The organism is Latilactobacillus parafuchuensis, assembly GCF_055271665.1.
In genome coordinates this window covers 684026-699416 of record NZ_CM143875.1, presented here as the reverse complement: position 1 = coordinate 699416, position 15391 = coordinate 684026, and the positions used below count along the sequence as shown (strand labels likewise).

Here is a 15391-nt window from a genome sequence, read left to right as displayed (position 1 = left end):
GTTATGGATTTTGAATTATTACGTCATTTATCAAATGCAGATGCAATTGCGTCTAATGAAAATGAAGTCCGCGAGTTGCTAAAACATGAATTAGTTCAATATCAAGAAACTTTTCAGTTTGATGGATTGGGTAGTTTGATGGTCACTAAAAAAAGCCAACAGAAAGATGCGCCGACGATTATGTTTGCAGCACATATGGATGAAGTTGGTTTTATGATTCGGTATATATCTGATATTGGCATGGCCTATTTAACAACTGTGGGTGGTGTTGAAAATCGAGCGAAGTCAATGCAACTAGTACGGGCAACAACTCGGAATGGCGATAAAATTGAAGGGTTATTAAATGTCAAAAAAGATAGTCATGGCCAAATCCAACAAATGTATGTCGATTTTGGCTTTGATTCTCGGACGGAATTAATTGCATCAGGATTAGATATTGGCAATATGGTTTGTTTTGCCTCTGATTGTCGATCATTAGCACCATCAGAGATTGTTGCTGGTAAGGCAATGGATGATCGAGCAGGCTGTTTTGCATTAGTTCAAGCAATGAAAGATTTGGTAGATATCGAGCTAGCAGTTAATGTAGTGGCTGCATTTACGAGTAGCGAAGAGGTCGGCACTCGAGGTGGTCGATTAACGACTCAAATAATTAATCCAGATATATTTTTTGCAATTGATGTTGCAAAAAATCCAGAACTTGATCGTAGCTTTATGAATACGCGAAAGTTAGGTGCCGGACCGATGGTTGAGTTCTATGATAAGACAATGGTTCCCAATCCTAAATTGATTTGTCTGGTATGTGACGTTGCTGATGAAGAAAGCTTAAGCTATCAAAAAGATATGTTTAAAGGCGGCGGGACAGATGCAGGAACTGCACATCTAGAACATGGTGGTATACCAGCGTGTGTTTTGGGATTGCCACTACGATATTGTCACGATCCGTATTCGCTAGTCAATAAAAATGATCTAATGAATATGAATAAATTAATTCAGACATTATCTAAAAGCATTAGCAGTGATGTGATTGCTGAAATCAATAATTATTAATGAGGAGAAATTGAATTATGAATGAAGCAGAAAAACAAATTATGGGACTTATTTCTTCAGCAGGAGAGAGTCGGGCTAAGGCTTTTGAAGCATTACAGAAAGTACGTACGCAGGAATATGAAGTCGCACATGAATTATTAAAAGAAGCGCAAAGCTTAGATGTTGAAGCGCATAATATTCAAACTGCCATTATCCAGCAGGAATTGGATCCGGAACAGGATAAAACGGAGATTAGTTTGTTAATGGTGCATGCGCAAGATCATTATATGACGGCCCAGTTATCACGCGATTTGATTGAAGAAATGATTAATATCTTTGAAGCACGCGACAGAAAGGAGTTTTAAAAATGAAAATAGTATTAGCTTGTGTAGCCGGATTATCAACAACCATGATGATGGATAGTATGAAGAGTGTGATTAAGAATAGTCAGAAATTGAATTTGGATGATTTTACGCTGATGGCGATTCCGGTTGAACAATTACCGGCTGAAATTGAAGGGACTGATGTAGTGCTATTAGGACCGCAAGTATCTTATAAAAGTGATTTTGTTAAATCAGTAACGGAACCGAATAATATCCCATATGTCATCATTGATAAGGAAACTTATGGTTCTATGGATGGGGCAACGGTGATTAAGGAGGCTTTAATCGCTAAACGAAAGCAAGAAATTAAGAATCGCGAAATGGAGGGTAACTAATGTTTGATAAATTTGAAGCGTTTATGTCGAAATATTTTATTCCACTAGCTAACAAGATGGATCGTAACATCTATCTAAGTGCAATTAAGAAATCAATGGTTGCGATGACACCAATTTTAATTATTGGTAGTTTTGCCTTAATTCCGGATGCCATTCCGAATATGATTGGTAAGAATAATCCAATATCACAATGGATTACACAGTATTCAAGCGTCATTAGTATTCCGTACACGGTCGGAATGGGCATGATGGCACTGTATGTTGCCGCAATTATTGGGTTTCATTTGGCACAATCACATAAATTAGACGTACCAGGTTGTGTCACAATGGCAGTAATGGGTTTCTTAATTTTAGCCGTTGATTTTACGAAAGATGGTGCAATTGATACAACTTATTTTGGAACGAAAGGTCTATTTGTTTCAATGTTCGGGGCTATTTTAGCGGTGGAACTTTTTAGTTGGTGTAAGAAGCGTAACTTTACTATTAAAATGCCGGAGACGGTTCCGGATTTTGTATCAAAGTCTTTTGAAATGTTGCCAATTTCAATTATTGTTGTCGGTACGTTTGTTGTTATTCGGGTCATTTGTGTAGATGTTTTACATACAATTCCACCGATGATCTTTACCAATCTATTGGCACCATTAATCGGTTCAATGGATAATCCTTTTGCATATACCTTCCTCAAAATGTTGCAATGTTTACTCTTCTTTTTTGGTATTCATCCAGCAGTACTCAGTCCAATCACGAGTCCAATTTCAACCCAGTTTATTGCGGAGAACATCGCTAATTATAAATCTGGTGTTGCAATGACTCATTTCTTTACACCGGGGATGGATTCAGCTTTTGGTAATTTAACCGGGACTGGTGTTACTTTTGGGCTAGTATTCTGGTGTATGTTCTCGAAGGCTGCCGCTCAAAAAAAGATTGGTCGGATTGCTTTAATTCCCGCATTATTTGGGATTAATGAACCTATTTTATTCGGCGCACCGGTGGTCTTAAATCCATTATTATTCATTCCATTTGTGATTATTGGACCAATCGTTTCTTCATTTGGAGCGTGGGCAATGAATTTTGGTTGGCTAAAGATGTCAGTTTTCACACCGCCATATGTAGGCGTTTTCTTTGAAGGCTACTTAGCAACTTTTGATTGGCGTAGTCTGATTGTGAATGGGTTGCAACTAGTGGTTTCTGTATTAATTTGGTATCCATTCTTTAAAATGTATGAACGACGTGAACTTCAAAGCGAAAAAGAAAAGGCATCCGTCATTTCTAAAGCAGACGAAGCGATGCTCGATGATCTTGATTTAGATTTCTAAATTGAAGGTTGCTATTAACGTTAGGTTGAAAGGTGTGAATCGCAGTGGCCAAACATAAGGGATTACAGTCGAAAAAATTTGAAACTAAGTCGCAAGACACAATAGAAACTAATGTTGATAGCAAGCGGATATTATCGAACGTCATTGATTGGTTCTTAGGGGGGATTATTAGTGGCTTACCAGGCGTGGTTTGTTTTGCTTGGTTAACCGGTAGTGGCGAGTTGTTAACCAGTATGTATCAGTTTGAAAGTGCTGGCTTTAGTCGATATATCACACTAATAGTTAGTTTAAGCTGTTTACTGTTTGGATTTTGTTACTACGTCATTGTGCCATGGAAAGTATGGCCTGGACAAACAGTCGGCAAACGGTTAGCGCACTTAAAAATCATTCGATATGATCAAAAATCAATAACGTTTGGCACTTATTTTATCCGTCAATTTATTATTCTAATGTTTGTGGAAGGTGCTGGAACCGCAACTTCGACTTACATTAAAATTCTATTAACAACTAGTTTGCGGTTCTATGTAGACGGTTATCTTGCGGCTATATGGAATTTAATGACGCTAGTTTCGATTGGATTACTGTTTTGGTCAAGACGACACTTAGCGATTCATGATTATGTATGCAAAACGACAGTTGTTTCAGCAGAAACGATGAAGAAGTTAGTTGATAGAGGGGCTTATTAATGAACAAACGATTAAATATTTTAAGAGCGAAAATGAAACAAGAAAAAATCGAAGCATTCATCATTAATAATAAAGCAAATCGATACTATTTAAGTCAATTTACGGGGACTGATGGGCAATTATTGATTACTCAAAATCAGCAGTATATCATTGCGGATGGTCGTTATTTTGAGCAGCTAAAGATACAATCACCTGATTTTGAAGTAATTGATAATCAGATGCAGATGACAAAGACGTTGGTTGATTTAATAATGGAAAATAATTTCGAAACAGTTGGCATTGAGGCCGATGAGATGACAGTTTCTGAGTATCTTGAATTGGCGCAAACTAAATGTACCTTAGTGGCAATGCACAATATCATCGAAGAACAGCGAATGATTAAAGTAACGTCCGAAAAAGAAAAAATTCAAAAGGCAGGTCAAATTGCTGATCAGACATTTAATCATATCGTTGAATACATTCAACCTGGGATGACTGAAAAGCAAGTTGCTGCTGAAATTGATCAATACGGGATGAAAATCGGCGCTACTGCACCCGCTTTTGAAACGATAGTGGCTTCAGGCAAGCGCTCAGCGCTACCGCATGGACATGCATCTGAGAAGGTAATCCAGAATAACGAAATGATTATCCTAGATTTTGGATTTGAATATGAACATTATTTTTCTGATATTACACGGACGATTGGTTTGGGTGAGGTTTCAAATAAATTAAAGCATGTTTACGACGTTACCTTGGCTGCTCAAAAAATTGCAATTGAGGCTTGCTGTGCTGGTAGGGCAGTTAATGAAATCGATCAATTAGCAAGGGACTATATTACTGATGCTGGCTTTGGCGATAATTTTTTACATGGGACAGGGCATGGCTTGGGACTGACGGTTCATGAGTATCCATTATTAAATCAAAATACCGACGTTAAAATGCAACCACATATGACATTTACGGTTGAACCTGGTATTTACTTGGAACAAGTTGGTGGTGTTCGAATTGAAGACGATGTTTGGCTAGACGATAATGGGCATCCGGTTGTTATGACGCATGCATCAAAAGAATGGCGCCAAATTTAAATGAGAGGAAGTTAATGAATGACGAAAGTTGACTTTGATTCAGTCGTTAATCGATATGAAACCTATTCGACGCAATGGGATTATGTAAAAGATCGATTTGGCGTAGCTAATCTGTTACCCTTTACGATTTCGGATATGGATTTCAAGGCACCACAAGGGGTTAGCGATGTCATTGAACAAACTGCCAAGAGAGGCTTGTTCGGTTATACTAGATGGAATAATCCTGAATTTAAAGGAGCGATTGTTAATTGGTTTGATCAGCGGTATCAAGTGACAATTGATCCACAGGAAATTGTCTATAGCCCTAGTGTTATTTTTAGCTTGGCTAAATTAATTGAACAATTTAGTCAGCCAAAGGGAAAAATAGTCACGTTTTCACCCTGCTATGATGCTTTTATTAATACAGTAACTGCAAATGATAGACAATTAGTTCAATTAGAAATTACGCCAGATGTAGATTTGCAGCAGCTAGAACAAATATTTATAAAAGAACAACCGCAAATGTTTTTATTGTGTAATCCGCAAAATCCGTTGGGGATTGCCTGGTCTAAAGTGCAATTGAAATTGATGGTCGATTTATGTAATCAGTATCAAGTCGCGATAATCAGTGATGAAATTCATATGGATGTTGTTCGGAAAAATACAGAAGTCCATTCATTAGCTGAATATTTTAAACAGCTAACAGTGAAGGGTGCAGTGATAACTTCAGCTAGTAAGGCCTTTAATATTCCTGCATTAGGGTGTTCATATGTATTGTTACCCGATGAAGATGTTCGCGAAATGTTCTTATTCACTTTAAAACAAAAAAATGCGTTATCTTCGGTACCTTACTTAGGAATGCTTGCGACAATTGAATGTTATAATCATCAAGCAGAATGGTTAGATCAGTTGAATGATTATATTGACGATAACTTCAAATACATGGCAGCATTTCTAAAAAAAGAATTAGATATTGATTATCCAATTCCGAATGCGACGTACTTGGGCTGGATTGATATCCAATCATTAGGGATATCGATGGCTGATTTACAGAAGGAATTAGTAGAAAAGCAACGGGTCGCTATTATGGATGGCCAGATTTACGGGTATGGTGGCAGCAATCATTTACGTTATAATCTAGGTGCACCACGTAGTAAGATTGAAATTGGGCTAAATAAATTAGCTGCTGCTGTCCGAGCGATAAAAAATAGAGCATGATGATGTACTAAAGAAACCAATCACGTCAGATTAGAGGACGTGGTTGGTTTCTTTAGTTTTATAATGATTAGATTTTTCACTTTTTAAGGTCGGCTGGGTGCTGCATCAATACCTTTTGTAGTTGATAACTGGCTAACATTAACATCAGTTGGAGAATTGAGAAGGCGCCGATGAAAATCCAGAATTCAGATTGGTCGAAGACACTCAAAACTTTAACGGTCGTTTGGTGTAAATTAACCAAGACGTCCCAAGAATTAATCCGTAAAAAACGGCCTAAATAAATCGCAATTGATGAACAAATACTCAACAGACTGAAGCTCATAATTTGGCGGGAGAGTAACTGGCTTTTAGGGATGAACAAAGGATACATCATCAGTAAACTAAAAATGCCTAAGCCGACACCCAAGAAAACCCCGCCGGTTAAAATCGCGTATTCAATAAATTGGGTCGGGGTACTCAGGCCGACGCCGATTGAAGCTAGATGGCTGAAATCGGTCATCATGTATAAGGCGTTGGGGAAGAAGAGTAACCAAACAATTCCGAATAAATAGCGTTGTTTGAGGTGCGCTTGGCGATGACAGAGCAAACTTAAATCAAATGGGATGATGGCCAAAATGAGATTCCAAATTAAGAAGGTAAAGCGACTTTGGCATAATAAGATGAGACCAAAGAACACTAAAATGATGAGGTGAATCGTGATAATATTTTTACGCATTTAATCAGCCCTTCCAGAATCGGTCTATCTCTTCTAGTATACCGGTCATTAGTGAGTTGAACGGTAAAGTTTTGTTAAAAATATGGTAAAGTGATTAAGATTGGCCCGCAAGGTGTTGATAATGTTTGTAGAGTAGGCTGAATTTATTCTTGGCACTCGGGAGCCACGGCTTTTCCTTGCCACAAAAATGAAGAAAGACGTTATTTTGAACGAGCCAATCAAGGTCCCAAGTCCCGTGACTGATGGCTTCATAAATCGCGGGTTTACGAACGTCGTAATTGTAGACTTCATCTGGAATGGTCAGGATTTGGTGGCCGTACAACGCGTTTAAGACATCTTGATCGGGCAACAATAAGGGATTCAACGGCATCGCTAATCGGTCAAAAATCGCTTTTTCAGAAACCGTTTGGCGAATCAAAGGCAGATTCATCAAGAGCACGCCAGAATTGAAATAGCCATCCGCTTCGTAAGTGCCAAGACGAATTTTGTTGACGACGTCCGGCACGTTGGTCAAGCTCGCGTGACTGGCTGCGGCGTATAAATCAGTGCCTAAGTCCAAATTATAGAGTGGTTGTAAATCATTGATACATAAAATATCCGCGTCTAAATACAGAATTTTAGTTAAATCCTGGGGTAAGTATTTATGGGCCAGTAACCGGTAATAGATGGCCTCTGGATAGCGTTTAGATACGGGGGCATCTTTAAAAGTCGGGTCTTCACCGATAATCACCGGATAATAGGCGATATTGAATTGCTCGCAGAATTGGTGAATATCGTCATTTGCCACTAGCCGGTTTTTTTGAATGACGTAAACCGCTAAATCAGTGGCGGCGGTATTGGCGACGATTGAAAAAAGGGTTGTCTTAAATTGAGGGACGAAATGGTCGTCGATTGAGAATAATAAATTAAGTGGCATCCGAAAAACTCCAGTCTTAAATTGAATATTATAAGTATACTACGAAATGGCTAGCATTAATCCGTGAAATCGGTTACTATCCAGTTATATGGAGGCGATGATGATGAAGTATTTAATTATTGGTGGCGTTGCGGGCGGTATGTCAGCGGCCACACGGTTACGACGGTTGGATGAACAAGCTGAGATTATTATATTGGAAAAAGGGCCCTATGTCTCATTTGCGAACTGTGGGTTACCCTATTATTTAGCGGGAGAAATTAGCGAACGTTCCGACTTATTAGTCAAGACGGCGGCGCAACTCACTAAACGGTTTAAACTTGATATTCGTCAAAATAGTGAAGTGACGGCGATTAATCGAACTGATCAGTCGGTGACGGTCAAAACTGCGCAAGGGACTTATCAAGAACATTACGATCGGTTGATTTTATCGACTGGTGCCCAACCAGTAGTCCCATCAATTGAGGGTCTCGATTCAGCACAACACGTTTACACGTTGCGCAACGTCCCCGATGTCGATCAAATTCTCGCGCAGGCTAAAGCGAGTCAAAAGGCAGTCGTGATTGGGGCTGGTTTTATTGGTTTAGAAATCGCGGAGGCACTGGTTAATCGCGGACTCCAAGTGACGATTGTGGAACGTGGCACGCACGTTTTACCCTCATTCGACATTGAAATGGCGATGTTTGTGCAACAAGCACTCGTTCAACACGGCGTGACGGTTCTAACGGAAAATGCAGTGACTGAATTTCAAGCGGCTGGGCAGACGTTGGTCTTGGCAAACGGTCAAACGCTGGCCAGTGATTTAACGATTTTGGCGGTCGGGGTGCAACCCGCGACCCAGTTGGCCGCCGCGGCAGGCTTGCAACTCGGCTTGCGTAAGGGTTTAATCGTAAATGACCATTATCAGACGAGTGATCCGTTGATTTATGCGATCGGCGATGCGATTATTGTCAAACAAACGACGACTAATCAGGACACGCTGATTTCGTTAGCCTCACCAGCCAATCGCCAAGGTCGCCAAGTTGCGGATGTTTTGGCCGGTAAGAATCGGTTGAATCGCGGGAGTCTCGGCACCGCAATTGTCCGTGTTTTTGCGATGGCGGCTGGCAGTACCGGCTTAAATGAAAGTCAATTACAGGCAGCGGGGCTGACGTATCAAGTATTACATCTTTCTGGAAAAAGCCACGCTGGTTATTTTCCGGGGGCCGAAACAATTTGGCTCAAGCTACTTTTCCAACCGCAAACCGGGGAACTTTTTGGGGCGCAAGCAGTCGGTCCCGATGGTGTTGATAAACGGATTGACGTTTTAGCCACTGCAATTAAGGCCGGTTTAACGGTTGATGATTTACCTGAACTAGAATTGAGTTACGCGCCGCCGTTTGGTTCGGCGAAAGATATTATCAATTTAGCGGGCTATGCGGCGCAAAACTTGATGGCCGGTGATAGTCAGTCGGTACAATGGCACGAATTGTCGGCCGCGATGGCGGCTGGGGCGCAACTAGTCGATGTTCGTGAACCAACAGAACACCAGCAAGGCGCGATTCCGGGGGCTATCAATATACCATTGGATGATTTACGGCAACGCATGAGCGAATTACCTAAAAGTAATCACTATATTGTTAGTTGTGCCAGTGGCTTGCGCAGCTATTTAGCGGAACGGATTTTGAAACAAAATGGCTATCAAGTACAAAATTTAGATGGGGCTTATGCGTTATATGCATTGATGCAGCCCCAAGATTAATAGAAAGATTCGGGGAATCAACGTGCGATTTAAAGCAATTTTTATTGGTTATTGTGGGGTTATGGGTTTATTAGTGGGGGTCGTTTCGGCGCTGTTCTTAGCGTTCGTTAATTTTCTGATCCATTTGATATGGGTTAGTTTACCGACAGCGATTGCCGCACCGCATTACTATCCGTTGATTGTCGGTTTAATCGGAGGCTGTTTGGTGGGCTGGACGCAAACCAAGTTAGGCGCCTATCCGAAAACGATGCATGAAACGTTAAGTGAGTTCAAGGCAACCCAACGAGTGGCTTATCATCAGCGCGTTTGGAAAAATTTCGTGACGGCCGTGATTGTACTCGCCTTTGGTGCCAGTCTCGGACCCGAAGCGGCGTTATCGAGTATCCTGGGTGGTCTAATTAGTTGGTTGGGCGATCGTATGAAACTGACGTTGGCTAAGAAAGAAGAATTAGTCAGTCTCAGTATCGGGGCGATGTTGGCAACCATTTTCAAAGCGCCTTTCATGGGTTTGAGTCAGCCACTAGATGATAGTTTACGCCAAGGAACGTTTAAGGTGAAATGGCAAAAGGTCGGTTTGTACGCGATTACGACACTCATCGGCATTATCGGATTCAGTGCCACGAATCGGTTATTTCCGAAAGAAAAACTCTTTGCGATTCATATCCCGAATGTTGATTGGCAACCGTTGGCCTTTGCGATGTTAATCCCCGCGTTTATTGTCGGTGTCTTATTTGGTTATGGCTTCTTAAAGACTGAAAAATGGTCTGAATGGTTAGCGCAGCGGATTAAACAACCGGTTGTGCTAGCGCTATTAGCGGGTGGTGCGATTGGGATTATGGGAATGTTATCGCCGTATTTCCTATTTTCAGGTGAACACGCGTTACTCGATTTCACGACCCAAGCGAGTCAGCTGAGTCTAGTCGCCATCTTAGCGATTGCGCTCGGTAAAGTCGGGTTAACCCACATTTGTTTTGCGTTTGGTTGGCGCGGGGGTAAAATTTTCCCGGCCATCTTTGCGAGTGTCGGGATTGGCTTAGTTCTGACGAACCTGATGCCGTATACACCGGGCTTAATCATTGGCGTGGTCGTCGCCGCTAGTGTGACTGTGATTTTGCAACAAGCAGTGGTCACTGCAACACTCTTATTATTCCTTTTCCCAATTCAATTCTTCCCCTTTATTCTCATCAGCTGTCTCGGCGCACAACTAATTACTAAACGCTGGAGAGTGGCTTAAATCGGTATCAAACACTGGTCGCATAGCGAACGGTGTTTTTATTTTATATTTTAGTTAGTTTGGTGTTGACTAAAACTAACTAACGAGTTAAACTAATTTTCGTTAGGTTAAACGAGTTTAAAGCTAACTAATTCAGAAAGAAGCGATTAATAGATGACTAATGAAACACAAGAAACAATGATGCTATTTGCAAAATTAATGCAATCTCGCTACTTTATGACCTCGGTTTGGATGACGTTGGGTAAACGTCGGAGTCATGATTTTGCCAATACCAAAGGTAAATACCGCCTCTTGAATTTATTATCGGAACAAGATGGTTTGACGAATGCCGAAATTGTTGAGTTACTCGATATTCGGCCTAGTTCGGTCAGCTTACAGGTCAAAGGGTTAGAAGAAGAAGGGTACGTGAGTCGTCAAGCTTCGGCCGCCGATAAGCGGGTCTCATTAATTTATTTAACGAACAAAGGCCGCCAAGTAATTGCGACTGGTAATTCTGAAACGGATAGCATTTCAGAAGACATTTTAGCGGGATTATCAGCTAGTGAAATCGCGGAATTACAACGGTTATTAACGAAGATTACTAAAAATATTGACGGTCAAAAAATGTATGATGATCAATTTGACCGCAATATGCATTTTCAACATCAAAATCATAAGAGCTGGAATCGTTCAAGATTCCCTTGGTAGGAGTTGGGTAAGATGGATCGAACGAATATGACGTCACCGATGACTAATCGGCGTTTTAGTTTTAAGGACTTTTTAAATTTAATTAAACAAACAAAACCTAAATATTGGCAACTGGTCGTCGGATTGTTATTAGGGTTAGTGGCCACTGGCGTTCAATTAGCGGTCCCGAGTTACGCCAAAAATTTAATCAATAGTTTTAGCCACGGGATGAATCCCTATTTAATGGTCGGAATTGTGGGCTTGTTTATAGTGAGTGCAATCGTTAGTGCGCTTTCGGGTTCGCTGCTCGGTTTCTTCGGTGAAGATGTCGTTCGTAAACTCCGAACTACGATTTGGCATAAGTTATTACATTTACCGGTTGGCTATTATGATGAGGTCAAGTCGGGCGAAATGACGTCGCGCTTAGTGAATGATTCGACGCAGATTAAGCAGTTGTTATCCCAATCATTTCCCGGATTAGTGACGGCGATTCTAACAATTGTGGGTGCACTAGCCATCATGTTGTTCATGGACTGGAAAATGACGTTGATTATGGCGATTTCAATTCCATTGATCATGGTCGTGTTGCTCCCCGTTGCGCAGAAGTCGCGTCAAATTGGTCATTTACGGCAAGATGCGTTAGCCAAGTTCAACGGTGAAACGGATGAAACGTTAAGTGAAATCCGATTGGTTAAATCATCGAATGCCGAAGACCAAGCTGCCGTTCAGGGTGAAAATGAGGTGCAAACGCTTTATCAAATCGGTCTTAAAGAAGCGATTTATGATTCCGTGGCGGGACCGATTATGACCGCAGTGATGATGGGCATTATCATTGGGATTCTAGCTTATGGCTCCGCACGAGTGGCGCAAGGAACGATGACGATTGGGGCGATGCTCTCGTTTTTAATGTATCTTTTCCAATTGATGGGTCCGGCGATGACGTTAGGCCAGTTTATGACCACGTTGTCGAAAGCGAGTGGTTCGACTGAACGGCTGCAAGAATTAATGAATGAAAAAGAAGAAGATTTCGCGCAAGGCACCGCAGTCGCCGTTGACGGTCAAACTTTAAAAATGGCCCATGTTGATTTCAGTTACGATGATAGCAAAATTATTTTGCAAGATTTATCGTTTGAAGCCCAACCGAATACGGTCGTCGCTTTTGCAGGACCTTCTGGTGGTGGTAAGTCGACAATATTTAGTTTATTAGAACGGTATTATCAACCAGATGCGGGGCAAATCATGATTGGCGAAACGCCGATTGACGCCGTTGCGTTAGCTGATTGGCGTCGTCAGATTGGGTTTGTCAGCCAAGATTCAGCGATTATGGCCGGTACAATTCGGGATAATTTAACGTACGGTTTAACGGCGACTTATTCGGACGAGCAACTGTGGCACGTGTTGGCTTTAGCCTATGCCGAAGATTTTGTCCGGGAAATGCCAGATGGTCTTGAAACCGAAGTTGGAACCCGCGGCGTGAAAGTTTCGGGTGGACAACGCCAACGGTTAGCGATTGCGCGGGCTTTCTTGCGTGACCCGCAAATTCTAATGTTAGATGAAGCGACAGCTAGTCTGGATTCCGAATCAGAAGCGATGGTTCAAAAAGCTTTGGAAACCTTAATGAAAGGTCGGACCACCTTGGTGATTGCCCATCGACTCAGTACGATTGTGGATGCGGATCAAATTTATTTTATCGAACAGGGCCACGTTTCCGGTGCGGGGACGCATGCCGAATTAGTTGCGAAACACCCACTATATCGGGAATATGTTGAAACCCAATTTAAACAAACACAAAAACCAACTTTAATGAATTAGACTTAAAAACGGGCGCAGTTTGGCCCGTTTTTCGTTTTTAATGGTGGTCAGTAGAATTCTAAATTAAGTTGGTGCATAATAGATAATACGATTAATTATCAGGTATGGGAGAATAATATGTATGAATTATATTTAGTCGCACTGTTATTGGTGGGGGTCATCGGTGCGAACGTTTTGAAACAATTTTTACCGCAAATTCCGGAAGCTTTTATTCTGATTGCAACCGGCTGGGGACTATCCTTTATCCCGATTTTTAAACAGTTTCAGTTAGAACCCGAGTTTTTTATGTTGTTGATTATTGCACCGTTAATGTTTATCGACGGTCAAAAACAATCGTTCAATAAAATTCGGAAGAGGTTCCAAGGGATATTCTTATTATCAGTGGTGTTAGCTGTTTTGACGGCAGCGGTTGTCGGAGTAGTGGCTCATCAAATTGAAGCGCAGTGGACGTTACCGTTGGCGATTGCCTTAGCGGCGATTGTCACGCCAACCGATGCGGTGGCGGTGAAGTCGCTAACCGGCAACAATGAGTTGCCTGGTGGGGTGGGTGAGGCCTTAGAGTTAGAATCGCTATTTAATGATGCAACTGGGTTGGTGATGTTAGATCTCGCGCTGTCGGTTTTATCGCGAGGCACCTTCTCGGTGGTCGATGGTATTGGCCATTTCCTATTTGTTGCGGTGGGCGGTATCTTAATTGGGATTGCCGGTGGCTTCTTACTCGTTATGTTACGCTTCAATTTAAATATGCGTGGTAAAAATCCGGAATTAACGACGATTCCGATTAGTTTATTGACGCCGTTTGCGATTTATTTGTTGGCGGAACATTTTGGGACCTCCGGGATTTTAGCCGTTGTCGCCACTGGGATTGAACATAATTGGGAAGCCAACCGCTTACGCTTAACGTCGACCAACGTACAATTGACCTCGCGGACGATTTGGAACATTGTCACAGATGTGTTAAACGATGTCGTGTTCCTAATATTGGGACTATCATTGCCAACGGTCTTCCAAAATACGTTGACGATTGGCTGGCTTGGCACCGTCCAATTAATCGGGATTAGTCTTTTAATCTACTTGATTATGTTGGGCATCCGGTATTTTTGGGCCTTGCGGGGCGATAATCCTGAGATGGTGACCTTCTTCGGTCGTCGCGCCGATCAAAATCATCGGTTTAACGCGCAAATTTTTGCCATCAGTGGGGTCCACGGGACGGTGACGTTAGCGATGGCGTTATCGTTGCCAACCAAGATTGCGGGCCACACTTTTCCGTATCGCAATGAATTAATTATGGTCGCGATGTTTGTGATTCTAATCAGTATGATTGTCAGCGCGCTCGTCTTACCGCGGAAATTACCGGAAAAGACGGAAGCCTATACACTCGATGATTTAAACCACATTCGCAATAAGATGGTTGATTACGCGATTCTACAAATCCGGGGTACGATTGAAGACCATGCGACGCGTGAAGTGGTGACGGCTCAATTGCAGTCGCAGAAACAGAATAATCCGGGAGAAGATCGTATTGCTCGCGGGGCTAATTACCAACAAGTGTTGGGTGATACCAAAGAAGTCATGGACACGTTTATTCATGGCGATTACGTCAGTGACCATTACAGCACGATGACGATTAAAGTTTATAATAATATTTTGCAACATTCGTTAACCAATACTACGAAACCGCGGCTAGGTCATCGTATGAAAAAATCGATGAAACATGCTTACCGAGAAGTCGTTTGGCATACAGCCCACGGCGTGATTACGAAACGGCAAAAAAGCCAGTTTCGTCAACGTCGATTAGCAGATGATCCGCAATATTCGGAGAAGGTCCAACAATGGCAGACGGTTCGTTTAGAATTATTGGCGTTAAATGATGACGTTACCGGCGTGGTTGATCAATATTTAGACCGGGTTTTAAAAACCCGCTTGGAACAGAAATTTAGTGATAACGACCACATCTATATGGTGCGCAACGTCATCAATCACTTCTTCGATAACGTTAAACACGAATACCGTCAAGAAACAGTGGTTGTCGACGGGACCGTTTATATGCGGGCTTTCCAGTGTGAATATGACTTCATTCAAAAAGGGTTGAACGACGGTTTCATCAGTCAAACGATTGCGAGCACGTTATACACTGAAATTAACCAGGCGCAATTGTTGCAGACGCAGCAGTTGGCATTGGCGGAATAAAATGATATTCATTTGTGCCAGTAAGTTTATCAAATTATACAGGTTTGTCTACCGGTAACGTGTTTGGAAGCGTATACTGAACGTTTAGAGTAGGAACTGGATATGTATGATTA

14 protein-coding genes are annotated in these 15391 nt (G+C 41.8%); 12 read left to right on the top strand and 2 right to left on the bottom strand.

Annotation, left to right across the window (positions count from 1 at the left end; all coding sequences use genetic code 11):
• Positions 1 to 3: 3 nt before the first annotated feature.
• From ypdE to ACVPPQ_RS03655, 7 genes are read left to right on the top strand one after another with little or no spacing between them, the layout of a single operon-like run.
• Positions 4 to 1047 carry an aminopeptidase gene (gene ypdE, locus ACVPPQ_RS03685; RefSeq protein ID WP_463495773.1) on the top strand — a complete coding sequence of 348 codons (1044 nt, stop codon included), beginning with the start codon at positions 4 to 6 and terminating at the stop codon, positions 1045 to 1047.
• A gap of 14 nt (positions 1048 to 1061) precedes the next feature.
• A complete protein-coding gene (locus ACVPPQ_RS03680) occupies positions 1062 to 1391 on the top strand; it encodes a PTS lactose/cellobiose transporter subunit IIA (RefSeq protein ID WP_463496330.1) in 330 nt (109 codons plus the stop codon).
• A 2-nt stretch (positions 1392 to 1393) separates the two neighbouring features.
• Positions 1394 to 1744, top strand: a complete 351-nt coding sequence (locus ACVPPQ_RS03675; RefSeq protein WP_025083948.1) for a PTS sugar transporter subunit IIB — start codon at positions 1394 to 1396, stop codon at positions 1742 to 1744.
• Positions 1744 to 3060, top strand: a complete 1317-nt coding sequence (locus ACVPPQ_RS03670) for a PTS sugar transporter subunit IIC (RefSeq protein ID WP_025083947.1) — start codon at positions 1744 to 1746, stop codon at positions 3058 to 3060. Before ACVPPQ_RS03675 ends, ACVPPQ_RS03670 begins: the two co-directional genes overlap by 1 nt.
• 44 nt (positions 3061 to 3104) lie before the next feature.
• Positions 3105 to 3746 carry an RDD family protein gene (locus ACVPPQ_RS03665; protein WP_025083946.1) on the top strand — a complete coding sequence of 214 codons (642 nt, stop codon included), beginning with the start codon at positions 3105 to 3107 and terminating at the stop codon, positions 3744 to 3746.
• A 32-nt stretch (positions 3747 to 3778) separates the two neighbouring features.
• The gene (locus ACVPPQ_RS03660; protein WP_463495771.1) at positions 3779 to 4810 is read left to right on the top strand and encodes an aminopeptidase P family protein; all 1032 of its coding nucleotides are present in this window, start codon (positions 3779 to 3781) and stop codon (positions 4808 to 4810) included.
• 18 nt (positions 4811 to 4828) lie between these two features.
• Positions 4829 to 6007, top strand: a complete 1179-nt coding sequence (locus tag ACVPPQ_RS03655; protein ID WP_463495769.1) for a MalY/PatB family protein — start codon at positions 4829 to 4831, stop codon at positions 6005 to 6007.
• 76 nt (positions 6008 to 6083) lie between these two features.
• On the opposite strand, the gene ACVPPQ_RS03650 is transcribed toward ACVPPQ_RS03655, so the two are convergent.
• Together ACVPPQ_RS03650 and ACVPPQ_RS03645 are read right to left on the bottom strand one after the other, a co-directional pair.
• Positions 6084 to 6722, bottom strand: coding sequence for a DUF1361 domain-containing protein (locus tag ACVPPQ_RS03650; RefSeq protein WP_463495768.1), 639 nt, complete (start codon positions 6720 to 6722; stop codon positions 6084 to 6086).
• Positions 6723 to 6816: 94 nt separating this feature from the next.
• A complete protein-coding gene (locus ACVPPQ_RS03645) occupies positions 6817 to 7638 on the bottom strand; it encodes a glycosyltransferase family 8 protein (RefSeq protein WP_463495766.1) in 822 nt (273 codons plus the stop codon).
• 103 nt (positions 7639 to 7741) lie between these two features.
• Here ACVPPQ_RS03645 and ACVPPQ_RS03640 point away from each other — a divergent pair, with 103 nt between their 5' ends.
• The 5 genes from ACVPPQ_RS03640 to ACVPPQ_RS03620 all read left to right on the top strand — a co-directional run bounded on the left by ACVPPQ_RS03640 (position 7742) and on the right by ACVPPQ_RS03620 (position 15278).
• Complete coding sequence (locus ACVPPQ_RS03640; RefSeq protein WP_463495765.1) at positions 7742 to 9376, top strand: FAD-dependent oxidoreductase; 1635 nt, start codon at positions 7742 to 7744, stop codon at positions 9374 to 9376.
• Between the two features lie 22 nt (positions 9377 to 9398).
• A complete protein-coding gene (locus tag ACVPPQ_RS03635; RefSeq protein ID WP_463495763.1) occupies positions 9399 to 10610 on the top strand; it encodes a chloride channel protein in 1212 nt (403 codons plus the stop codon).
• Positions 10611 to 10763: 153 nt separating this feature from the next.
• Positions 10764 to 11297: a MarR family winged helix-turn-helix transcriptional regulator gene (locus tag ACVPPQ_RS03630; RefSeq protein ID WP_463495762.1), complete on the top strand. Its 534-nt coding sequence runs from the start codon at positions 10764 to 10766 to the stop codon at positions 11295 to 11297.
• Between the two features lie 12 nt (positions 11298 to 11309).
• Positions 11310 to 13088, top strand: coding sequence for an ABC transporter ATP-binding protein (locus ACVPPQ_RS03625; RefSeq protein WP_463495760.1), 1779 nt, complete (start codon positions 11310 to 11312; stop codon positions 13086 to 13088).
• 117 nt (positions 13089 to 13205) lie between these two features.
• Complete coding sequence (locus tag ACVPPQ_RS03620; protein WP_463495759.1) at positions 13206 to 15278, top strand: cation:proton antiporter; 2073 nt, start codon at positions 13206 to 13208, stop codon at positions 15276 to 15278.
• Positions 15279 to 15391: the final 113 nt, after the last annotated feature.

Bases quoted from the DNA above. Each gene is read 5' to 3' on its own strand.
- ypdE (WP_463495773.1), top strand. From the start codon at position 4: ATGGATTTTGAATTATTACGTCATTTATCAAATGCAGATGCAATTGCG.
- ACVPPQ_RS03675 (WP_025083948.1), top strand. From the start codon at position 1,394: ATGAAAATAGTATTAGCTTGTGTAGCCGGATTATCAACAACCATGATG.
- ACVPPQ_RS03670 (WP_025083947.1), top strand. From the start codon at position 1,744: ATGTTTGATAAATTTGAAGCGTTTATGTCGAAATATTTTATTCCACTA.
- ACVPPQ_RS03660 (WP_463495771.1), top strand. From the start codon at position 3,779: ATGAAACAAGAAAAAATCGAAGCATTCATCATTAATAATAAAGCAAAT.
- ACVPPQ_RS03655 (WP_463495769.1), top strand. From the start codon at position 4,829: ATGACGAAAGTTGACTTTGATTCAGTCGTTAATCGATATGAAACCTAT.
- ACVPPQ_RS03650 (WP_463495768.1), bottom strand. From the start codon at position 6,722: ATGCGTAAAAATATTATCACGATTCACCTCATCATTTTAGTGTTCTTT.
- ACVPPQ_RS03645 (WP_463495766.1), bottom strand. From the start codon at position 7,638: ATGCCACTTAATTTATTATTCTCAATCGACGACCATTTCGTCCCTCAA.
- ACVPPQ_RS03640 (WP_463495765.1), top strand. From the start codon at position 7,742: ATGAAGTATTTAATTATTGGTGGCGTTGCGGGCGGTATGTCAGCGGCC.
- ACVPPQ_RS03630 (WP_463495762.1), top strand. From the start codon at position 10,764: ATGACTAATGAAACACAAGAAACAATGATGCTATTTGCAAAATTAATG.
- ACVPPQ_RS03625 (WP_463495760.1), top strand. From the start codon at position 11,310: ATGGATCGAACGAATATGACGTCACCGATGACTAATCGGCGTTTTAGT.
- ACVPPQ_RS03620 (WP_463495759.1), top strand. From the start codon at position 13,206: ATGTATGAATTATATTTAGTCGCACTGTTATTGGTGGGGGTCATCGGT.